Here is a 19,581-nt window from a genome sequence, read left to right as displayed (position 1 = left end):
CCGCCATGATGCTCATGCCCAGCTCGGCAGGCCAGTCTTGATCGAAAAATTGTGATGCGCCGATACCCAGCGGACCGTGCCGGTCTTGGAGCGCATCACGATCGAATGGGTCTCCGCGCCGTTGCCGAAGCGGCGAACGCCCTTCAGCATCGAGCCGGACGTGACGCCGGTCGCGGCGAACATGACGTCGCCCCGGGCCATGTCCATCATCGAGTACTTGCGGTTGAGGTCGGTGATGCCCCACTTGCGGGCCCGCGCCTTCTCGTCGTCGTTGCGGAACAGCAGGCGTCCCTGGATCTGGCCGCCGATCGCCCGCAGGGCGGCCGCCGCCAGCACGCCCTCCGGCGCGCCGCCCGAGCCCATGTAGATGTCGATGCCGGAATCGCCGGTCGAGGTGGCGATCACGCCGGACACGTCGCCGTCGCCGATCAGCATGATTCGTGCGCCGGCCTCGCGGACCTTGGCGATCAGCTCGGCATGGCGCGGCCGGTCGAGGATGCAGACGACCAGGTCGGCGACCTCGACCTTCTTGGCCCGGGCAACGTCCTTCAGGTTGTCGGCCGGGCTCTTGTCGAGGTCGACGATGCCGTCGGGCAGGCCGCCGCCGACCGCGATCTTGTCCATGTAGACGTCCGGCGCGTTGAGGAAGCCGCCATGCTCGGCCATCGCGATCACCGCCAGCGCATTGGGAAGTCCCTTGGCGGTGATGGTGGTGCCCTCGAGCGGGTCGAGCGCGATGTCGATCTTGGGCGCGCCGGACTGGGCGAGCCCGACCTTCTCGCCGATGTAGAGCATCGGCGCCTCGTCGCGCTCGCCCTCGCCGATCACCACGGTGCCGTCGATCGCCAGAGAGTTCAGCGAGGTGCGCATGGCGTCGACGGCGGCCTGGTCGGCCTTCTTCTCGTCGCCGCGCCCCATGAGCTTCGACGCGGCGAGCGCCGCCGCCTCCGTGACGCGCACCACCTCGAGCGCCAGATTGCGATCCAGCTTCACGTCGTCAGCCATCGTTTCCTCCGTAGCGCCCGTGGGGCGCGATCCATCTGGCTAGAAAGTCTCGATCCTGATCAGGCAGGGTTCTTCCGCGACCGCGCCGAGCTTGGCGATCCGTGCCACCGCACGCTGCATCGCGGCCTCCTCGGTCTCGTGCGTGGTCAGGACCACCGGCACCTCGCCCGACTGCGAGCGGCCGCGCTGCAGCATCGCCTCGAGCGAAATGCGCTCCTTCGCGAGCGCTCCGGAGACCGCGGCGATCACGCCCGGCCGATCCTGCACCATCAGCCTCATGTAGTAGGCGCCACTGTGACGCTCCATCGGCGCGGCCTTCTTGGCCGCCAGCTTCGCCGCCGGGATCACGAAGGCCGGCATGTCGCGGCCGCGCGCCACGTCGACCAGGTCGGCCACCACGGCCGAGGCTGTCGGCCCCTGCCCCGCGCCGCGGCCCTGGAACATCGTGGTGCCGACGAAGTCGCCCTCGACGACCACGGCGTTGAACACGCCTTCGATGTGGGCGATCGGCGCGCTGAGCGGCACCATGCAGGGATGCACGCGCTGCTCGATGCCGTAGCGCGTCTCGCGCGCCAGGCCGAGCAGCTTGATGCGGAAGCCGAGCTCCTCGGCGAACTGGATGTCCTGGGCCGTGACCCGGCGGATGCCCTCGACATAGACGCCGGGGAAGTCGACCCGGGCGCCGAACGCCGCGCCGGTCAGCACCGCGAGCTTGTGCGCGGCGTCGATGCCGTCGACGTCGAAGCTGGGATCGGCCTCGGCGTAGCCCGCCGCCTGCGCCTCGGCCAGCACGACGTCGAAGTCGCGGCCGGTCTCGCGCATGGTCGTGAGGATGTAGTTGCAGGTGCCGTTCAGGATGCCGTAGAGGCGGCGAACCCGGTTGCCGACCAGCCCCTCGCGCAGCGCCTTGATGATCGGGATGCCGCCGGCGACCGCCGCCTCGAAGGCCAGGATGCGCCCGTGCCGCTCGGCCAGCGCCGCCAGCTCGGCGCCGTGCATGGCGAGCAGCGCCTTGTTCGCGGTGACGACGTGCTTGCCCGAGCGCAGCGCCTTCTGGACCAGGCGCCGCGCGATGCCGCCCGAGCCGCCGATGAGCTCGACGACGACGTCGATGTCCGGGGCCTCGGCCAGCGCCATGGGATCGCTCTCCCATCGCATCGCCGCGAGGTCGATGTCGCGCTTTCGCGCCTTCCGGCGCGCGCTCACGGCGACGACCTTCATCGGCCGCCCGCCGCGCACCGAGAGCAGCCGGCCGTGCTCGGCCAGCAGCTTCACCACGCCGGAGCCCACGGTGCCGAGGCCGGCGATGCCGATTCTGAGAGGGGAAGTCATGACCGCCAGCTATGACAGGATGGATTTCAGGCGCGCGCCTTCAGAGGCGTGATGTTGTCGCCCACGCCGCGCAGGTAGAGGTCGATGGCACGACCGGGATCGGCCATAACCTGCCGGATGTTGCGGATGGCCTGCCGGATCCGATGCCTGTTCTCGACCAGGGCGATGCGCACATGGGCGTCGCCATGCTCGCCGAAGCCGATGCCCGGCGACACCGCGACATGGGCCTGGGTGAGCAGAAGCTTCGAGAAGGCGAGCGAGCCCAGCTCGGCGAACTCCCTGGGAATGGGCGCCCAGGCGAACATGCTGGCCGACGGCGCCGGCAGGTTCCATCCGGCCGCCGACAGACCCTCGATCAACACGTCGCGCCGTTCCTTGTAGGTGTTGCGCGCCTCGACGATGCAGTCCTGCGGACCGTTCAGCGCCGCCGTGGCCGCCACCTGGATGGGCGTGAAGGCGCCGTAGTCGAGGTAGGACTTTATGCGCGTCAGCGCCTGGATCAGCGTCTTGTTGCCGGCGGCGAAGCCGATGCGCCAGCCCGCCATCGAGTAGGTCTTGCTCATCGAGGTGAACTCGACGGCGATGTCGCGGGCGCCCGGGACCTGCAGCACCGACGGCGGCGGCACGCCGTCGAAGTAGATCTCGGAATAGGCGAGATCCGACAGGATCCAGATGTCGTGGCGGCGGCAGAAGTCGACGACCGTGCCGTAGAAGTCGAGGTCGACGACCTGGGCCGTCGGGTTGGACGGGTAGTTGAGCACCAGCGCGATCGGCTTGGGCACGGTGTGCCGCACCGCCCGCTCGAGCGCCGGCATGAACTCCTCGATCGAGGTGCTGCCCGGGACCGGGATGTGGCGCACCGAGCCGCCGGCGATGATGAAGCCGTAGGGATGGATCGGATAGCTGGGGTTGGGCACCAGCACGATGTCGCCCGGCGAGGTGATCGCCTGGGCGAGGTTGGCCAGCCCCTCCTTCGACCCCAGCGTGACGATGATCTCGCTCTCGGGATCGAGCTCGACGCCGAAGCGCCGCGCATAGTACGCCGCCTGCGCCTTGCGCAGCCCGGGAATGCCGCGCGAGGCCGAGTAGCCGTGGGCGCGCGGGTTGGCCGCCGCCTCGGCGAGCTTGGCCACGATGTGCGGCGCCGTCGGCAGGTCGGGATTGCCCATGCCGAGGTCGATGACGTCCTGGCCGGCACCGCGCGCGCGGGCCTTCATGGCGTTCACCTCCGCGAACACGTAAGGCGGCAGGCGCTTCAGTCGGTGGAATTCGGAGTCGTCCATTGTCGTTATCCTTGGCCCCCTCAGGTGCGAGGCGGCGTCTGTGTCTCCGAGGCTGGTGCGGTCGGCGGCGGGAGCTGCTGCGAATCGACGGGGGCCGGCGGCGGCGCGGTGGTCGCGGCCGGCTGGCCCGGCGGGCTGGCGGCAGGCGCCGGCACGGGACCGGTCGGACCGGGCTCGGCGGGCGCAGCGCCCGGCGCCTTCAGGCCACCGGCCTGGTGGGGCGTGTCGGCCGATTCGCCGCCGCGGACCGCGGCGGCCGGCATGCCCGGCAGGCCGGGGGTCGGCGGCGGCTTGGCCGGCTCCTGCGGCTCGTTGGCCTTGGCCTCCTTCTCGGCGGCGTCGCGCTTCTCGCGTTCCTCGCGGGCCTTGGCGTCGCGCTCGGCCGCTTCCTTCTCGGCGGCCTCGATCTGGGCCTTCTGCCCGCCGCTGGCCGGGACGACCGAGCCGATCTGGGCACCGCCCCGCGTCTCGTCGCCGGCGACGATTCCCTGGTCATAGCCCCGCGTCGACGCGGGCGCCGGCAGCGCGCCCGTCGCCTGCACCTCGCGGTCGGCCCCCGGACGTGCCTTCTGGGTATGGATCGGATCGCTGCTGAACCATCCACAGCCCGCCAGGAGCGCGAACGCCGACAGGCCGAGCGCACGCAGCCACGGGCCCGTGCTCCTGCTCTCCTGCGATCTCGGCATTCCCCTCACCCGATTTCCTTTCCTGCTGTGCGGCCCCCTCATAGCGGAGGTCGAGAGCAAAATTGACCCGTCTGTTGTCGCAGCCTACCTAGAAGGAAGATTGAATCGGCCGTCCGGGACGCTCAATACTAGGGATGGTACCGGGCCGCGCAAGGTACCGCAAGAAACGCCCCAAAGGCAATGAATCAGAAGGGGAAACCGATGTCGGACCCGTCCACGCCAGCCAGCCCCTCCGGCCTGTCGGCGGCCGAATCGGAGCGTCTCCAGACGGCCTTCAAGGACATCGCCGAGCGCAGCCAGAAGCTGCTCCAGGAATTCGCCGAGCGCTACAGGCAGGACGGACCGCAGCCGGTCGATCCGCTCAACCTCACCCGTACCTTCATGGACTTCACGGCCAAGATGCTGGCCGACCCGAACCGCCTCCTCCAGGCCCAGATGGAGCTCTGGCAGGAGTACATGAAGCTCTGGCAGGTTACCGCCCAGCGCATGATGGGCCAGACGGTGGAACCGGTCGCCGAGCCGGCCAAGGGAGACAAGCGGTTCAACGACCCGGCCTGGAAGGACGAGGTGGTGTTCGACTACCTCAAGCAGTCCTATCTGCTGACGGCGCGCTGGCTGCAGCACACGGTCAAGGAGGTCGAGGGCGTCGACGACAAGACGGCGCGCAAGGTCGACTTCTACACGCGGCAGTTCATCGACGCGATGTCGCCCTCCAACTTCGCCATGACCAACCCGCAGGTCGTCAAGGCGACAGTCGAATCCAAGGGCGAGAACCTGCTGAAGGGCCTGCAGAACCTGCTGACCGACCTCGAGCGCGGCAAGGGACGGCTGGCCATCCGCCAGACCGACATGAACGCCTTCAAGGTCGGCGAGAACGTCGCGACGTCGCCGGGCAAGGTCGTCTACCAGAACGAGGTCATGCAGCTCCTGCAGTACGCGCCGGCGACCGACGAGGTCTACGCCATGCCGCTGCTGATCGTGCCGCCCTGGATCAACAAGTTCTACATCCTGGACCTCAAGCCCGAGAACTCGTTCATCAAGTGGGCGACCGAGCACGGCTACACGGTGTTCGTGATCTCGTGGGTCAATCCCGACGAGCAGCTCGCCAAGCTCACCTTCGAGGACTACATGAAGCTCGGCCCGCTGGCGGCGCTGGGCGCGATCGAGCAGGCGACCGGCGAGCGCAAGGTCTCGGCGATCGGCTACTGCATCGGCGGCACGCTGATGGCGGCGACGCTGGCCTACATGGCGGCGCGCGGCGACGACCGGATCGCCGCCTGCACCTTCTTCACGGCCCAGGTCGACTTCAGCGAGCCCGGCGAGCTCGGCGTCTTCATCGACGAGGACCAGCTCGCCAGCGTCGAGGAGATGATGAGCAAGAAGGGCTATCTCGAGGGCAGCGAGATGGCCACGACCTTCAACATGCTGCGCGCCAACGACCTCATCTGGTCGTTCGTCGTGAACAACTACCTGATGGGCAAGGACCCCTTCCCCTTCGACCTGCTGTTCTGGAATGCCGACGCCACGCGCATGCCCGGGGCGATGCACAGCTACTACCTGCGCAACATGTACCAGAAGAACCTGCTGATGCAGCCGGGCGGCCTGATCGTCGACAACGTGCCGATCGACCTGCGCAAGATCTCCATCCCGGTCTACCTGCAGGCCGGCAAGGAGGACCACATCGCGCCGGCGCGCTCCGTCTACAAGGCGACCCAGCTGTTCAGCGGACCGGTCCGCTTCATGCTGGCGGGGTCTGGTCACATCGCCGGCGTGGTCAACCCGCCGCGCAACAAGAAGTACCAGCACTGGCTGAACGAGACCGACAAGAACCCGCCGACGCTGGATGAATGGCGGGCGGGCGCCCAGGAGTTCCCCGGCTCGTGGTGGAACGACTGGGACAAGTGGCTGTCGGCCAAGTCGGGTCCGAAGGTGCCGGCCCGCATCCCCGGCCAGGGCGCCCTGCCGGCGATCGAGGATGCGCCGGGCAGCTACGTCAAGGTCCGGACGCTCGACTGAGCCGAGGCGGCGGCCGATCCTCGACGTTTTTGCGCACCGTACGACCCGGCGATTCGGCGGCTGCCACGACATGTGGCATGCCACCGCCGCCGCGCGCCTACAAATGGCCGTCGGCCGCCGAGTTGTTTCCCGGGTCTTCGCCGGGGCGGCGAAGCTATTCGGATAGTTTCGCAAGTTTCGCTGCTGGGCTTCGAAAGAGTCGGGGGCCGCCGCGCTTGCGGTGCTCGCACACGCGGCCGTCGACCGTTCATGCTGACGGGCAACCGCGATGATAACTCAAGTAACATATTTTTCCAGTCGGTGACCGGCGTTCTATTCGAACGACGCAACTTTGTTGCGACTTTCTGGGCTCCAGAAGACCCCACAGATGGCCGCCTGCCCCTGCGCCCTACCAGCCCTTGTCTGCCGCGCCTACTTGCCGTCACTGCCGTCACTCGTGCCGTGACCAGCAACTGCGCACTGCGCAGCGTCGGCCAGGCAAACCGGCGACAATTGCCGTGATGCTGATGGTCAGCCCACTCTCAGGCTGTGATCATCGCCCGACACCGGCGGCTCCCCGATCAGCCACCCGTCAGACCGACTTTGGCGAGGTAGTCCTCCAGCGCCGTCTGGCCGTCGCCATCGACGAAGGCGCCGACGTAGCCGTCCGGCCGGATGAGCACGCGATCGCCCGGTGTCAGGTCGTAGGCGGTGCGGATGTGGCCATCGGCATCGACGATGTCGCCGCGCACGCCCACCGTGTGGATGGCCAGGCCGGCGCGCGCCGGGCCGAGCGAGGCCCGCTCGACCTCGTAGCCCAGCAGCGTCCATTGCGGTCCGAGCAGCAGGTTGAACAGGCGCAGGGGCTGGCCGGCGGCGCCGCGGCACGGCGCGTCCGGCGCGCGACCGCCGGCGGCCAGCGTGCCGGACCGTCCGCGCGCGTCGAGCGCCAGGCTCGAGTCGAAATAGCCGATGTCGAGCTCGTGCGTCTCGCGGCCGCGCCGCATCTCGCCGCGCTCGCGGGCGGCCTGCAGCAGCGACCTGGCGAGGCCCAGCACATGGGCGGCGACGGGCCGCCGCTCGGCCTCGTAGGTGGCGAGCAGAGACTCGGGCGCGCCGGCCAGCACCGCCGCGAGCTTCCAGCCGAGATTGTAGGCGTCCTGCACGGAAGTGTTGAGGCCCTGCCCGCCGGTCGGCGGATGGACATGGGCGGCATCGCCGGCCAGGAACACGCGCCCGACCCGGTAGCGGTCGGCCAGCCGCACGTTCATGCCGTAGCCCGACGCCCAGCGGACGGCGTGCACCGTGAGGTCGGTCCGTCCCGTCCGCTCGGCGATCAGGCGCTCGATGGCCGGGGCCGAAAGATCCGGCTCGCCCGGCTGCACGAGGCCGGCCTGGAGCTGGAAGAGGTCCGTGCCGCCGAGCGGACAGAGCGAGAGCTGGTCGCCCCGGGTGATGTTCCAGCGATGCCAGCGGTCGCGCGACAGGCCCTCGAGGTCGAGGTCGGCGACCAGCGCGCGAACCGGCAAGGTCTCGCCGGGAAAGCCGATGTCGAGCGCATGCCGCGCGAAGCTGCGGCCACCGTCGGCGCCGACGAGATACGCGACGCGCAGCGTCTCCTCGCGGCCGCCGGCGGAAAGCCGGGCCGTCACGCCCTCTCCGTCCTGCTCGAAGCCCAGCAGCTCGCAGGCGAACTCGGCGTGGTGGCCGAGCTCGGCCAGCCGCTCGCGCAGCACCGCCTCCGTCCTCGCCTGGGGCAGCATCAGCGGCGTGACATAGGGCTCGGCCGGCGTCACCGGGCGCTCCTCCATCATCGCCACGTCCTCGACCCTGTCGCCGGCATAGGTCCGCAGCATCGGATAGCGGCCGCCGACGGCGACCATGCGGTCGAGCACCCCCAGGTCCTCGAAGACTTCCTGGCTGCGCGGCTGGATGCCCTTGCCGCGCGAGCCCGGGAAAGGCTCCGCGGCCTTGTCGATCAGCCGGAACGCGACGCCCCGGCGGGCCAGGTCGATCGCCAGGGTGAGACCGGCGGCGCCCGCCCCGCTGATCAGCACCACCGGCGCGCTCGGTGCCGGCGAAGGGCTTTTTATGTGCATAACGCACATATTGGTGCCACGCTCGACGGCGTCAAGGCGAAATGTGCATAATGCACCGATGAAGTCCGACCTGCGCCGCCTGCACGAAGCCCTGCTCGACCTGATGGCGTTCCTGAGCCGCCCGCAGCCCGACCGCACGCTGATCCAGGAGGCCGGGATCACGCTCGACCGAGCCCTCTTCCCGCTGCTCGTGCGCATCGAGCGCCGCGGCCCGCTCGGGATCGTCGAGCTGGCCGAGACGGTCGGGCGCGACCATTCGACGGTCAGCCGGCAGGTCGCCGTCCTCGCGCGCTCGGGCCTGGTCGCGCGCCGCCCGGGCCGCAGCGACCAGCGGGTCCGCGAGGTGGCCATCACGGCCAAGGGCAAGGCGATGACGGCGGCGCTCGATTCGGCTCGCGAGCGCATGATGGCCCCGCGCCTCGCCAGGTGGAGCGCGCGCGATCGCGAGGCGCTGATCCGCCTGCTGCAGCGTCTCGTCGCCGACCTCGCGGTGGGCACGGCCGCCGCGTCCGACGAGAAGTCGCCGCCTCCCCCTAGAGCGTCGGGTCGCCCAGATCGAAGCCCATCAGCACGCGGCCGTGCGTCGAGCCGTTGACGTCCCAGTTCTGCGTGAAGTGGCGACCCGCGACGCTCATGTCGCGGAAGATTCGCGACATCGGGTTGCTGGCGTAGATGCTGCTGCTGGCGCCGGCGTCCCAGAGCTGCTCGACGGCGCGGGCCGCGAGCCGGCCGGCGAAGGCGGCGTGCGAGCGGAAGCGCGCGCGCTGCTCGTCGTCGGGCAGCCCGTCGCCCGCGGCGATCGCCGAGGCCTCGTCGCAGACTCCGAACAGGAGCTGGCGTGCCGCCGCAATCGCCGCCGAGGCTTCCGCAACCTTGACCTGCTGGGTCGGATAGCCGCCGACCTTCTGCCCGGAGGTGAGCGCGAGACGACGGCGGGCGCCCTCGAGGTAGAGCTCCAGCCCGGCTTCGGCGATGCCCAGCACCGCGGCACTGATGTAGACGCCGAAGATGCTGTAGCTCGGCGTGCGGTAGAGCGGGCCGCGGTTGACGGCGTTGCCCGGCGTCGGCCCGCCCTTGAGCTCGGCGATCGACAGGGTGCGATGGCCGGGCACGAAGGCGTCGGCGACCACGACGTCGTTGCTGGCCGAGCCCTTCAGGCCGACGGCATGCCAGGTGTCGACGATCTCGATCCCGGCGCGCGGCAGCGCGAAGTAGCGGTGCGTCTCCACGCCGCCGCCGTCGACCAGGGCGGCGAACAGGCACCAGTCCGCCGTGTTGACGCCGCTCACCAGCGGCCAGCGTCCCGACAGCCGGTAGCCGCCCTCGACGCTCTGCGCGCGGCCGCAGCCGGGGATGAAGATGCCGCTGATGAAGCAGGCCGGATCGGCGTCCCAGATGTCGTGCTGTCCCTGGTCGGGCCACTGCGACAGCATGAAATTGTGCGTGAGGTGCTGGACCAGGCTCCAGGCCGTGGATCCGCAGCCGCGGCCGACGGCCGACAGCGCCAGTACGCCGCTCCGCATGTCGGCCTCGCAGCCGCCGAAGCGTCTGGGCTGGTAGAGCCGCGCCGTCCCCGCCGCCTTGAGCTCGGCCACGCTCTCGGGCGGCATCTGGCGCTGCTCGTCAGCGGCGGCCGCGCGAGCGCGCAAGGCGGGGATCAGCGCCTCGGTGCGGGCGACGACCTCGGCCGCGCTGCCGGCGGCCGGTCGAGGGGCGGAAAGCATGGCGGCCTCACTCGCTGCGGCGGATCACGCTCCGCGGCGAGCAACGTCCATGCCATGGACGCGACGGGCGCCTACTCCGCCGCCTTCTGCTGCGGCGTGTCGTAGGAGCGCGCCAGGGTCACGTAGCCGGCAGCGATGCGGCGGAAGCCTTCGTAGTCCTTCTCGGTCAGGTCGCGCAGCTTCTTCGCCGGATTGCCGGCCCACAGCTCGCCGCGGCGCACGACCTTGCGCGGCGTCACCACGGCGCCGGCCGCGACCATGGCCTCGGTCTCGACCACCGCACCGTCGAGCACCGTCGAGTGCATGCCGACGAAGGCGCCGTCCTGGATCTCGCAGGCATGCAGCAGCACCATGTGGCCGACCGTGACGTTGCGGCCGACCACGGTCATCAGGCCGCGCGCCGCGACGTGCACCACCGTGCCGTCCTGCAGGTTGGAGTTCTCGCCGACGCGGATGCCCGGACCGTCGCCGCGCAGGATGACGCCGAACCAGATGCTGGCGTTCTCGCCGATCTCGACGTCGCCCACCAGCGTGGCGTTGGGGGCGATGAAGGCCGAGCGCGCGACCCTGGGGACGAAGCCCTTGTGCGGGACGATCAGACCGGACATGGCATGCAACTCCCCGGAAAGACGAAGGGCGCGCTGCGGCGCCCTTCGAGGCCCGAAAGACGAAGGGCGCCTTGCGGCGCCCTTCGAGGATAATGGAGCTTGGGGCTCAGCGCTTCGAGAACTGGAAGCGGCGACGCGCACCGGCGCGGCCGTACTTCTTGCGCTCGACCACGCGCGGGTCGCGGGTCAGGAAGCCGTTGCCCTTCATGGCGCCGCGCAGGCCCGGCTCGAACTTGGCCAGCGCCTGGGCGATGCCGTGGCGCACCGCGCCGGCCTGGCCCGACAGTCCGCCGCCCGAGACGGTGGCGATCACGTCGAACTGGTCGCGGCGCTGCGAGACCTCGAACGGCTGCTGGATGACCATCTGCTGGGTCGGGCGCGCGAAGTAGATCTTCTGGTCGCGGCCGTTGATGGTGATCTTGCCGGTGCCGGGCTTCACCCAGACGCGGGCGACGGCGTTCTTGCGGCGGCCGGTGGCATAGGCGCGGCCCTGGGCGTCGACTTCCTTCTCGCGGATCGCGGCAGGAGCCTGGATGCCGGCGACCGGCGCCTTCTTCAGCTCGGCAAACGACGAAAGTTCGGTAGCCATGTCAGCCGATCCTCGAGTTCTTGCGGTTCAGTGCGGCCACGTCCAGCTTCTCGGGCTGCTGCGCCTCGTGCTCGTGGTTCGGGCCCTTGAAGACGCGCAGGTTCTTCATCTGCTGGCGGCCGAGCGGGCCGCGCGTGATCATGCGCTCGACGGCCTTGACGATGACGCGCTCGGGGAAACGGCCTTCCAGGCGCTTGCCCAGGGTCTCGCCCTTGATGCCGCCGGGATGGCCGGTGTGCCAGTAGAAGTACTCCCGCTCGGCCTTGCGGCCGGTCAGGCGCACCTTCTCGGCGTTGATCACGACGATGTTGTCGCCGCAGTCGATGTGGGGGGTGAAGGTCGGCTTGTGCTTGCCGCGCAGACGCATGGCGATGATCGAGGCGAGCCGGCCGAGCACCAGCCCGTCGGCGTCGATCAGCACCCACTTCTTCTGCACGTCGGCAGTCTTGAGATTGAAGGTCTTCATGGGTCTTTCTTCCGTGAGGCGGCGCTTATGGGCAGACGCGCCGGACTTGTCAACTCTCCGGAAATTATCCCATTGAATCAGTTGGTTGACGTTGTGGTATTATTTTACCACAGCTCTAGCGCGGCGGAATCGAGTAGGTCACGGTGGCGTGGGCCACCGGATCGGGCGTCCCGTCGCTCCAGATCGTGAAGTCGCCGACCGCCAGGCTCCTCCCGAGCTTGAGCAGCCGTCCCTCCCCCAGCAGGTCGGCGGGCGCCGGCTTGCGCATGAAGTTGATGTTGAGGTTGGTGGTCACGGCCAGTGCCACGGGTCCGAGCCGCCCCAGCAGCAGGAGATAGAAGCCGCAATCGACCAGGGTCATCAGGGTCGGGCCCGACACCGTCCCGCCCGGCCGCAGGTTGCGATGGCCGGTCGGGAGGCGCAGGCGGATCCGCGCATCCTCCAGCGCCTCGATCCGCAGCCCGGACGGCGCCTGGGGGAACTCCTCCGCCAGGAAGCGGTGCAGCTCGTCCGGCGTCATCACCGGCATCGCGCCTCTCCCCCCTTGTCGTGCGATCGGGACATTTCTAGCGGGGGCGCTGCCGGAACCAGAGGCTGCCGCCGCCCGGCGGGTGCCGCCCGTGCATGAAGGCCGTCAGCGCGTCGCGATCGCGCTGATGGCTGTAGCTGCTGCTGAACAGCACCTCGGTGCGGGGGTTCTCCAGCAGGTAGGCGTAGAGGAGATACTGCTCCGTCCAGTAGATTTGCAGGTCGCGCGCATAGTAGAGCGGCATCGTCCCGGGCAGGTGGATGTCGTGCGCATGCACATAGATGTCGCGCCGGATCTCGGGCAGCACCTTCAGGTAGAGGTGCAGGCAGTCCGATCCGTGCTTCACCGTATGCGTGGAATCGATGAAGAGAATGTCGCCGTCGGACAGCGTGTCGTTGAAATAGTCGGGCTCGATCTTCTGGACCGGCTCCTGCACCACCTCGACGCCCGCGAGCTCGCGCAGGAAGGGTCGCGGCAGGGGTTCGACGCAGACGATCCGCCCGTCGCCCGCCGCCCGCGCGATCAGGGTCGAGTAGCCCGAGCCGACCTCGACGATGGTGCGCGGCCGCACCTTGCGGACGAAGGCGTGGTAGGCCGGCGCGTCGCTGTACGAGAACTGGCACTTCCAGCGATAGACGGGCTCGTTCTCGCCGGCCTGGAGCGGCGCGTCGAAGTCGGCGGTGAGAGGCGTCAGGTCGCGCAGCCAGGCGGCCAGGACATCGGCCTCGAAGACGCGGTCGTAGGTCGGCGGCGGGAAGCGCTGGAGATCGTCGATCAGCGGGACTTCGGAATAGAAGTTGGCCGGAACGACGTTGACGCCATGCGCCTGGAGACGCCGCCGCAACTCCGACGGGCTGTACAGCAATCGTCGCAGCGCAGCGGCGAGCGTCGCGATCTCGTCCTCGTCGTAGCAGTCCGACTCCGGGCCCAGGTAGGTGCCCGGCGCGACGCCCTCGAGCTTCGCCAACGTCTTTGCAATCATTCCCACCTCGATCGGGCGAAACTAATGCGTTTTCCCGGGCGGTGGAACCGCAAGCGGTCGCCGCGAACCCATGACGCCCCTCCCCGGTTCCCCTACAATGGGCCCATGACCATCGCCCCCAACGAACCGGTCCTGCTGCGGCGCGACGACGGCCGCGTCGCCATCCTCACGCTCAACCGCCCGAAGGCGATGAATGCGCTGTCGGGCGAGCTCATCGACGCGCTGCAGGCGGAATTCGACCGGCTGGCGGCGGACCGCACCATCCGCTGCGTGATCATCGAGGCGACCGGGCGCGCCTTCTCGACCGGCCACGACCTGCGCGAGGTCGCCGCGACCCGGGACTATGCCGTCCACCACGACCTGCTGACGCGCTGCTCGGCGATGATGATGTCGATCAAGCGGTTGCCGCAGCCGGTGATCGCCAAGGTCCATGCGATCGCCACGGCGGCCGGCTGCCAGCTCGTCGCCGCCTGCGACCTCGCCGTCGCCTCGACCGAGGCCACCTTCGCGACGTCGGGCATCAACAACGGCCTGTTCTGCGGCACGCCCTCGGTCGCGGTCGGCCGCAACGTCGGGTCCAAGCGCGCGCTCGACATGCTGTTCACCGGCCAGCCGATCGATGCCGCGGCGGCGCTGCGCGACGGGCTCGTGAGCCGCCTCGCCCCGCCGGACCGGCTCGACGCCGAGACCATGGCCTTCGCCCGTCACATCGCCGACCAGCCGCCGCAGCAGATCGCCTCGGGCAAGGCAATGTTCCATGCCCACATGGCGATGGGGCTCGAGCAGGCCTACGCCTACGCCACCGACTTCATGGCCGGCGCCCTGCAGCGCGAGGACGCGCAGGCCGGCATCGAGGCCTTCACCGGCAAGAGACCGAAGCCGGACTGGAAGGGTCGGTAGGCCTCTCCTCGCACCACAGGTACCTCCAGGCCCGCCGATTGTCATCCTGAGCGCAGCGAAGGATCTCATGCCGGTTGCGAGCGGCGATGAGGTCCTTCGCTTCGCTCAGGACGACAGATCTCTCGAGCAGGCCTACGCCTACGCCACCGGCTACATGTCGGGCGCCCTGCAGCGCGAGGCGGCACAGGCCGGCATCGAGGCCTTCACCGGCAAGAAGCCCAAGCCCGACTGGACGGGCCGGTAGGAGATCACCACCGACATGCCGCGGGCGCATGGCGGCATCCAATTAGATGACTTGTCATTTATTGGTACAGCAATGACTATCTCAGCATGCCCCCGCGCGATCCCGCGAGCCGCGATTCCTTCGGCGCCCTTCTCTCGCGCGGCGCTCGCCAGTGGCGGCGCGCAGCCGACCTCAGGCTCAGGCCCTTCGACCTCACCGAGGCGACCTGGCTGCCGCTGATCCACATCGCCCGCGCGCCCGAGCCGCCGCGCCAGAAGGATCTTGCAGCCTCCCTGTCACTCGACGGATCGTCGGTCGTCCGCCTGCTCGACAATCTCGAGAAGGCCGGCCTCATCCAGCGCAGGGAAGGCGCCGACCGGCGGGCCAAGATCATCACCCTGACGCCGCGCGGCCGCGCCATCGCCGACAAGGTCGAGACCGTGGCGCGGCGCATCCGCCGCGAGGCGCTGGCCGGCCTCTCCGACCGCGAGGTCGAGACGACGGTCCGGGTCTTGCAGAAGGTCTGCCGCGCCCTCGACGCCATCACCGGTGAGGACCCGGCGTGACCGCTCCGCTCTGGCTGCTGACGCTGATCACCTTCAGCGGCACGCTGGCCATGCACATCTTCGTGCCCGCCCTGCCCGAGGCGGCGCGCGACCTCGGCGCCAGCATGGCGTCCATGCAGGTGACGCTCAGCGTCTACATCCTCGGCCTCGCCGTCGGCCAGCTCGCCTACGGCCCGCTGTCCGACAGGTTCGGCCGCCGGCCGGTCCTGATGGCGGGCCTGGTGCTCTACGCCTCGGCCGGGCTGGCGGCCGCCCTGGTGCCCGACGTGCAAAGCCTGATCGTCGCCCGCCTGCTCCAGGCGCTGGGCGGCTGTGCCGGGCTCGTGATCGGCCGCGCCATCGTGCGCGACACGGCGCAGCCGCAGGAAGCCGCACGCCGCCTCGCCCTGATGAACCTCATGGTGGCGCTGGGCCCGGGCGCCGCGCCGCTGATCGGCGGCGCGCTGGCCGCCAGCCTCGGATGGCGCTCGATCTTCCTCGCGCTCGCCCTGCTCGGCGTGGTCAATCTGCTGTTCAGCTGGCGGCTGCTGCCCGAGAGCCGCGATCCCGCTCCCGCCGGCCGCCGCTCGAGCCTCGCCCGCAACTACGGAAGGCTGCTCGTCTCGCCGGCCTTCGTCGGTTACGCCATTGGCGGCGGCTGCGCCACCACCTCGATGTACGCCTTCATCGGCGCCTCGCCCTTCATCTTCGCCCACCAGCTCCACCGACCGGCCTACGAGGTCGGCATCTATCCGGCGATCGTGCTGGCGGGCGTGTGGCTGGGCAGCGTCGCGGCGACGCGCCTGATCCCGCTTGTGCCGATCGACCGGCTCGCGGTCTGGGCCAACCTCGTGAGCGTCGCGGCCTCGTTCGCCTTCCTGGCCGCCGTCCTGTCCGGCCACCTGACGGTGCTGCTGGCGATCGCCCCGATGTTCGTCTTCGGCATGGGTGCGGGCATCGCCTCGCCGGCCGCGCTCACCCAGGCGATCAGCGTCAACCCCGAGGTCATCGGCTCGGCGTCGGGCCTCTACGGCTTCTCGCAGATGGGCGTGGGCGCGATCTGCACCGCGCTGGTCGGGACCGGCCAGGACCCGGCCCTGACCGCCGCCATCATCCTCGTGGGCGCCGGCGTGATCGGCCAGGCGGCCTTCTGGCTGGCGCTGCGTTATCGCGGCCGCCCCGGCTGAAGGCGCCGCCGCTCAGCCCTCCGGCCGCTCCAATGGCGGCTACTACTGCCGCCAGTCGATGCCCTTGCCCTCGATCTGGCGCAGGGCGGCGTTCCAGTAGGTCAGGCCGTAGCCCGGGCTGGCGCGCTGCTGCTTGGCACGCTCGCCATACTGGCGGACGACCTCGGGATCGATCGGCGCCGGCGGCTCGTCGAGGCCGCGGGCGATGACCTCGACCTCGCAGGCGCGCTCCAGCATGTAGAGCCGGCGAAGCGCGCCCGGGATGTTGGCGCCGACGGTCAGCAGGCCGTGGTTGCGCAGCACCACCGAGTTGCCCTTCTGGCAGGTCACGCCCAGCGCATCGCATTCCTCCTGCGAGGTCGGCATGCCGTACTCGTGGTAGACGAGGTCGTCATAGACCGAGAGCGCATCCTGGCTGATCGGCCGGATGCCTTCCTTCAACACGGAGATCCCGGTGCCGGCGCGGGTATGGGTGTGCATGACGCAGTTGGCGTCGGGCCGCGCCTTGTAGACGCCGCTGTGGATGGTGAAGCCGGCGGCGTTGAACTTGCCGCCCTCGCTGTAGACGTTGCCGTCGATGTCCATCTTCACGAGGCTGGACGCGGTGATCTCCTCGAACAGATCGCCGTAGTTGTTGATCAGGAAGCAGTTGGGCTCGCCCGGGATTCGCACCGACATGTGCGTGTCGATCGTGTCGGTCCATCCGTACAGGTCGGTGATGCGGTACAGGGCGGCGAGGTCGCAGCGGGCCTGCCACTCGGCATCTGTCATGTTGGGACGATCGACTTGCGGCGGCGCATTCATCGCAATTCTCCGTAACCGGGGCGCGGAAAGATGACGGGATTCTAAAGCAACTCCCGCGCCAGCGCGAGCCGGCGAAATTCCGGCCCTCGGCACACTATTTGCGTACCTCCCCTGCAGCAACGCGAACCCAGGGGAGAGCCCGACCGTGGCCGGCAAACCGTTTCATCTCGCTTGGTTCCTCCAGGGCTCGAGCGCGCAGGCCTGGGGCGAGCCGTGGACCGGCCATATCGGGACGACCTGGATGGAGCCCGAGCTGTTCCTCAACATGGCGCGCACGCTCGAGCGCGCCTGCTTCGACTACATCCTGCTCGAAGATTCATCCTATGTCGGCGAGAGCTTCGGCGGCTCGACCGACATCTACCTCAAGAACGCCATCGCCGTGCCGCGCCAGGACCCGTCCGTGGTGGCGGCGCTGATGACCCAGGTGACCTCGAAGATCGGCATCGTCCCGACCTTCGGGACCTATGCCTACCACCCCTATCTGCTGGCCCGCCTGGTGGCGACGCTGGACCAGGTCTCCGGCGGACGCATCGGCTGGAACGCCGTCACCGGCAGCTCGGACTTCGCGGCCATGAACTTCGGCATGCAGGGCATGCCCGACCACGACCTGCGCTACGACATGGCCGACGAGTACATGGAGGTCTGCCGCGGCCTGTGGGGCTCGTGGGAGCCCGGCGCCCTGATCGCCGACCGCAAGTCCGGCGTGCTGGTCGATCCGACCAAGGTCCACGCGGTGAACTACCAGGGCAAGTACTTCAGCACCCGCGGCCCGCTCAACTCCGGACCCGCGCCGCAGGGCCAGCCGGTGATCGCCCAGGCCGGCGGCTCGCCGCGCGGCCGCAAGTTCGCCGCCGCCCATGCCGACACGATCGTCGTGCACGCCAAGGGCGTCGAGGCGATGAAGGCCTATCGCGACGACGTGCACAAGCACATGGTCGCCCAGGGCCGCAAGCCGTCGGAGTGCAAGGTCCTCTACCTGGTCAACCCGATCATCGGCGAGACCATGGAGGAGGCTCAGGCGCGCAAGAAGAAGCGCGAGGCGATCGCCTTCGAGAAGATCGACGAGCGGCTGGCGCACTTCGGCAAGGTCACCAATATCGACTTCGGCAAGTTCGACCTCGACAAGCCCCTGCCCGACCACGTCACGACCAACGGCCACCAGCAGAACCTCGAGCAGTTCCGCAAGATGGCCAACGGCCGGTCGATCCGCGAGACCATGGCGAGCTACAACGCCGTCGACCTGTCGGTCGAGCTGGTGGGCACGCCCGACCACATCGCCGCCCGGATGGGCGAGGTGATGGACGAGGTCGGCGGCGACGGCTTCCTGCTCTCCATGCCCAACGTCAACCGCCGCACCCTGGCGGAGATCGAGGACGGGCTGGTGCCGGCGCTCCAGGATCGCGGCCTGATGCGCACGGCATACGAGCACAAGCACTTCCGCGACAATCTCCTGGCGTACTGATCAATAACAGGAAGGAAGGCAGGCAGGCATCATGGCTAAAGATCGTTCATCGTCGGGCTTCAGTCGCCGCGCGACCCTCGGCCTTCTCGGTGCCGGGCTGGCGGCTCCGTTCATCCGGCCGGCGGCGGCGCAGGCGGCGTGGCCCGAGCAGACGACCATCCCCGATGCGCTCAAGGGCACGGGCGAGGTGCGCATCGCGACCTTCGGCGGCACGATGCAAGAGACGCAGATGAAGGCCTACTTCGAGCCCTTCGAGAAGATCTCGGGCATCAAGGTGCGCGCCTTCCCCGGCTCCAACCCGACCAAGATCAAGGCCATGGTCGAGACCGGCAACGTCGAATGGGACATGGCCCAGCTCAGCCGCGGCTCGATCATGAACCTGCAGAAGCAGGGCGACTATTTCGAGAAGATCGACTACAGCCTGGTCGATTCCGGCGTCGACGAAGCCTATCGCTTCGAATACGGGCTCGAGATGCTGGTCTGGGCGCAGGTGCTGGCCTACCGGACCGACGCCTTCAAGGGCGCGGCCCCCAAGGGCTGGGCCGACTTCTGGGACACCAAGAAGTTCCCGGGCGAGCGCGCCATGGTCGGCACCAGCGCCGGCGGCTGGCCCGAGCTCGAGTTCGCCCTGATGGCGGCCGGCGTGCCGCCCGACAAGCTCTACCCGCTCGACATCGACAAGGGCTTCGCGAGCTACGACAAGATCAAGAAGGACGTCATCAAGTGGTGGGACACCGGCGCGGTGCCGATCCAGCTGCTGACCGACCGCGAGGTCACGATGACGACGGTCTGGAACGGCCGCATGGCGGCGCTGCAGGCGGCCGGCGTCCCGGGCGAGATCTCGTGGAGCCAGGGCCTGCTGAAGCGCGATGCCTGGGGCATCCCCAAGGGCGCCAAGAACAAGGTCAACGCGATGAAGTTCGCCGCCTACTCGACGATGGCGATCCCGCAGGCGCGCGTCTCGCTCGGCATCCCCTACGGCTCGGTCAACAGCAAGTCGAACGAGTACATCCCGGCCGAGCGTCTCAAGGTCCTGCCCAGCGCGCCCGCCATCAAGTCGCAGCTCGTGAACTACAATTACGACTGGTGGATCGACAACAAGGACACCGTGGTCACGCGCTTCAACAAATGGCTGCTGAGCTGACAGCCGTGACCGGAGCGG

General features: G+C 69.2%; 20 protein-coding genes. 8 read left to right on the top strand and 12 right to left on the bottom strand.

Features of this window, described 5'->3' with window-relative positions; genetic code table 11:
* Positions 1 to 12: 12 nt before the first annotated feature.
* The 4 genes from glpX to ACO073_RS14820 are packed head-to-tail and all read right to left on the bottom strand — an operon-like array spanning position 13 to position 4,306.
* Positions 13 to 1,005: a class II fructose-bisphosphatase gene (glpX, locus tag ACO073_RS14835; protein WP_421998342.1), complete on the bottom strand. Its 993-nt coding sequence runs from the start codon at positions 1,003 to 1,005 to the stop codon at positions 13 to 15.
* Between the two features lie 39 nt (positions 1,006 to 1,044).
* Positions 1,045 to 2,337, bottom strand: a complete 1,293-nt coding sequence (locus ACO073_RS14830; RefSeq protein ID WP_421998340.1) for a homoserine dehydrogenase — start codon at positions 2,335 to 2,337, stop codon at positions 1,045 to 1,047.
* Positions 2,338 to 2,363: 26 nt separating this feature from the next.
* Entirely contained in the window at positions 2,364 to 3,620 is a 1,257-nt protein-coding gene (locus ACO073_RS14825; RefSeq protein WP_421998339.1) for an LL-diaminopimelate aminotransferase, read from the bottom strand.
* Between the two features lie 20 nt (positions 3,621 to 3,640).
* Positions 3,641 to 4,306 carry a hypothetical protein gene (locus ACO073_RS14820; protein ID WP_421998338.1) on the bottom strand — a complete coding sequence of 222 codons (666 nt, stop codon included), beginning with the start codon at positions 4,304 to 4,306 and terminating at the stop codon, positions 3,641 to 3,643.
* Between the two features lie 201 nt (positions 4,307 to 4,507).
* Between ACO073_RS14820 and ACO073_RS14815 the strand changes: the two genes are divergently transcribed.
* Complete coding sequence (locus ACO073_RS14815; RefSeq protein WP_421998337.1) at positions 4,508 to 6,322, top strand: PHA/PHB synthase family protein; 1,815 nt, start codon at positions 4,508 to 4,510, stop codon at positions 6,320 to 6,322.
* Positions 6,323 to 6,882: 560 nt separating this feature from the next.
* On the opposite strand, the gene ACO073_RS14810 is transcribed toward ACO073_RS14815, so the two are convergent.
* Positions 6,883 to 8,400, bottom strand: a complete 1,518-nt coding sequence (locus ACO073_RS14810; protein ID WP_421998336.1) for an FAD-dependent oxidoreductase — start codon at positions 8,398 to 8,400, stop codon at positions 6,883 to 6,885.
* 58 nt (positions 8,401 to 8,458) lie between these two features.
* Here ACO073_RS14810 and ACO073_RS14805 point away from each other — a divergent pair, with 58 nt between their 5' ends.
* Positions 8,459 to 8,995 carry a MarR family winged helix-turn-helix transcriptional regulator gene (locus tag ACO073_RS14805; protein WP_421998334.1) on the top strand — a complete coding sequence of 179 codons (537 nt, stop codon included), beginning with the start codon at positions 8,459 to 8,461 and terminating at the stop codon, positions 8,993 to 8,995.
* Here the strand turns inward: ACO073_RS14805 and ACO073_RS14800 are convergent.
* From ACO073_RS14800 to ACO073_RS14775, 6 genes are all read right to left on the bottom strand, one after another.
* Entirely contained in the window at positions 8,934 to 10,124 is a 1,191-nt protein-coding gene (locus ACO073_RS14800) for an acyl-CoA dehydrogenase family protein (RefSeq protein WP_421998333.1), read from the bottom strand. The two genes, ACO073_RS14805 and ACO073_RS14800, sit on opposite strands and share 62 nt — an antisense overlap.
* Before the next feature lie 71 nt (positions 10,125 to 10,195).
* Positions 10,196 to 10,732 carry a gamma carbonic anhydrase family protein gene (locus tag ACO073_RS14795; RefSeq protein ID WP_421998332.1) on the bottom strand — a complete coding sequence of 179 codons (537 nt, stop codon included), beginning with the start codon at positions 10,730 to 10,732 and terminating at the stop codon, positions 10,196 to 10,198.
* A 106-nt stretch (positions 10,733 to 10,838) separates the two neighbouring features.
* Positions 10,839 to 11,321, bottom strand: a complete 483-nt coding sequence (gene rpsI / locus ACO073_RS14790; RefSeq protein WP_421998331.1) for a 30S ribosomal protein S9 — start codon at positions 11,319 to 11,321, stop codon at positions 10,839 to 10,841.
* 1 nt (position 11,322) lies between these two features.
* Entirely contained in the window at positions 11,323 to 11,787 is a 465-nt protein-coding gene (gene rplM / locus ACO073_RS14785; protein WP_421998330.1) for a 50S ribosomal protein L13, read from the bottom strand.
* A 115-nt stretch (positions 11,788 to 11,902) separates the two neighbouring features.
* Entirely contained in the window at positions 11,903 to 12,316 is a 414-nt protein-coding gene (locus ACO073_RS14780; RefSeq protein WP_421998328.1) for a PaaI family thioesterase, read from the bottom strand.
* Between the two features lie 37 nt (positions 12,317 to 12,353).
* On the bottom strand, positions 12,354 to 13,298 hold the full coding sequence (locus ACO073_RS14775) for a class I SAM-dependent methyltransferase (RefSeq protein ID WP_421998327.1): 945 nt from the start codon (positions 13,296 to 13,298) through the stop codon (positions 12,354 to 12,356).
* A 105-nt stretch (positions 13,299 to 13,403) separates the two neighbouring features.
* Here ACO073_RS14775 and ACO073_RS14770 point away from each other — a divergent pair, with 105 nt between their 5' ends.
* The 4 genes from ACO073_RS14770 (at position 13,404) to ACO073_RS14755 (ending at position 16,153) form a co-directional block, all read left to right on the top strand.
* Positions 13,404 to 14,198 (top strand): enoyl-CoA hydratase, encoded by a 795-nt coding sequence (locus ACO073_RS14770; RefSeq protein ID WP_421998326.1) that lies wholly within the window; start codon positions 13,404 to 13,406, stop codon positions 14,196 to 14,198.
* 67 nt (positions 14,199 to 14,265) lie between these two features.
* The gene (locus ACO073_RS14765) at positions 14,266 to 14,442 is read left to right on the top strand and encodes a hypothetical protein (protein ID WP_421998324.1); all 177 of its coding nucleotides are present in this window, start codon (positions 14,266 to 14,268) and stop codon (positions 14,440 to 14,442) included.
* A gap of 86 nt (positions 14,443 to 14,528) precedes the next feature.
* Complete coding sequence (locus tag ACO073_RS14760) at positions 14,529 to 14,987, top strand: MarR family winged helix-turn-helix transcriptional regulator (protein ID WP_421998322.1); 459 nt, start codon at positions 14,529 to 14,531, stop codon at positions 14,985 to 14,987.
* A complete protein-coding gene (locus ACO073_RS14755; RefSeq protein WP_421998321.1) occupies positions 14,984 to 16,153 on the top strand; it encodes a multidrug effflux MFS transporter in 1,170 nt (389 codons plus the stop codon). Before ACO073_RS14760 ends, ACO073_RS14755 begins: the two co-directional genes overlap by 4 nt.
* 42 nt (positions 16,154 to 16,195) lie before the next feature.
* On the opposite strand, the gene ACO073_RS14750 is transcribed toward ACO073_RS14755, so the two are convergent.
* Positions 16,196 to 16,957 (bottom strand): class II aldolase/adducin family protein, encoded by a 762-nt coding sequence (locus ACO073_RS14750; protein ID WP_421998320.1) that lies wholly within the window; start codon positions 16,955 to 16,957, stop codon positions 16,196 to 16,198.
* Between the two features lie 145 nt (positions 16,958 to 17,102).
* On the opposite strand from ACO073_RS14750, the gene ACO073_RS14745 reads away from it, so the two are divergent.
* Both ACO073_RS14745 and ACO073_RS14740 read left to right on the top strand, forming a co-directional pair.
* A complete protein-coding gene (locus ACO073_RS14745) occupies positions 17,103 to 18,419 on the top strand; it encodes an NtaA/DmoA family FMN-dependent monooxygenase (protein ID WP_421998319.1) in 1,317 nt (438 codons plus the stop codon).
* 31 nt (positions 18,420 to 18,450) lie between these two features.
* Positions 18,451 to 19,563 (top strand): ABC transporter substrate-binding protein, encoded by a 1,113-nt coding sequence (locus ACO073_RS14740; RefSeq protein ID WP_421998318.1) that lies wholly within the window; start codon positions 18,451 to 18,453, stop codon positions 19,561 to 19,563.
* The last annotated feature ends 18 nt before the right edge of the window (positions 19,564 to 19,581 follow it).

Source organism: Reyranella sp., from assembly GCF_965229815.1.
In the GTDB taxonomy this organism is placed as follows: domain Bacteria; phylum Pseudomonadota; class Alphaproteobacteria; order Reyranellales; family Reyranellaceae; genus Reyranella.
This window is presented reverse-complemented; position numbering and strand designations above follow the sequence as displayed.

What these genes read in the sequence shown, in the direction of transcription:
- ACO073_RS14810 (WP_421998336.1), bottom strand. Translation starts at nt 8,400, where the DNA reads ATGCACATAAAAAGCCCTTCGCCGGCACCGAGCGCGCCGGTGGTGCTG.
- ACO073_RS14760 (WP_421998322.1), top strand. Translation starts at nt 14,529, where the DNA reads ATGCCCCCGCGCGATCCCGCGAGCCGCGATTCCTTCGGCGCCCTTCTC.
- ACO073_RS14775 (WP_421998327.1), bottom strand. Translation starts at nt 13,298, where the DNA reads ATGATTGCAAAGACGTTGGCGAAGCTCGAGGGCGTCGCGCCGGGCACC.
- ACO073_RS14825 (WP_421998339.1), bottom strand. Translation starts at nt 3,620, where the DNA reads ATGGACGACTCCGAATTCCACCGACTGAAGCGCCTGCCGCCTTACGTG.
- ACO073_RS14740 (WP_421998318.1), top strand. Translation starts at nt 18,451, where the DNA reads ATGGCTAAAGATCGTTCATCGTCGGGCTTCAGTCGCCGCGCGACCCTC.
- ACO073_RS14820 (WP_421998338.1), bottom strand. Translation starts at nt 4,306, where the DNA reads ATGCCGAGATCGCAGGAGAGCAGGAGCACGGGCCCGTGGCTGCGTGCG.
- ACO073_RS14800 (WP_421998333.1), bottom strand. Translation starts at nt 10,124, where the DNA reads ATGCTTTCCGCCCCTCGACCGGCCGCCGGCAGCGCGGCCGAGGTCGTC.
- ACO073_RS14795 (WP_421998332.1), bottom strand. Translation starts at nt 10,732, where the DNA reads ATGTCCGGTCTGATCGTCCCGCACAAGGGCTTCGTCCCCAGGGTCGCG.
- ACO073_RS14830 (WP_421998340.1), bottom strand. Translation starts at nt 2,337, where the DNA reads ATGACTTCCCCTCTCAGAATCGGCATCGCCGGCCTCGGCACCGTGGGC.
- ACO073_RS14805 (WP_421998334.1), top strand. Translation starts at nt 8,459, where the DNA reads ATGAAGTCCGACCTGCGCCGCCTGCACGAAGCCCTGCTCGACCTGATG.
- glpX (WP_421998342.1), bottom strand. Translation starts at nt 1,005, where the DNA reads ATGGCTGACGACGTGAAGCTGGATCGCAATCTGGCGCTCGAGGTGGTG.
- ACO073_RS14780 (WP_421998328.1), bottom strand. Translation starts at nt 12,316, where the DNA reads ATGCCGGTGATGACGCCGGACGAGCTGCACCGCTTCCTGGCGGAGGAG.
- ACO073_RS14815 (WP_421998337.1), top strand. Translation starts at nt 4,508, where the DNA reads ATGTCGGACCCGTCCACGCCAGCCAGCCCCTCCGGCCTGTCGGCGGCC.
- ACO073_RS14765 (WP_421998324.1), top strand. Translation starts at nt 14,266, where the DNA reads ATGCCGGTTGCGAGCGGCGATGAGGTCCTTCGCTTCGCTCAGGACGAC.
- rplM (WP_421998330.1), bottom strand. Translation starts at nt 11,787, where the DNA reads ATGAAGACCTTCAATCTCAAGACTGCCGACGTGCAGAAGAAGTGGGTG.
- rpsI (WP_421998331.1), bottom strand. Translation starts at nt 11,321, where the DNA reads ATGGCTACCGAACTTTCGTCGTTTGCCGAGCTGAAGAAGGCGCCGGTC.
- ACO073_RS14770 (WP_421998326.1), top strand. Translation starts at nt 13,404, where the DNA reads ATGACCATCGCCCCCAACGAACCGGTCCTGCTGCGGCGCGACGACGGC.
- ACO073_RS14750 (WP_421998320.1), bottom strand. Translation starts at nt 16,957, where the DNA reads ATGAATGCGCCGCCGCAAGTCGATCGTCCCAACATGACAGATGCCGAG.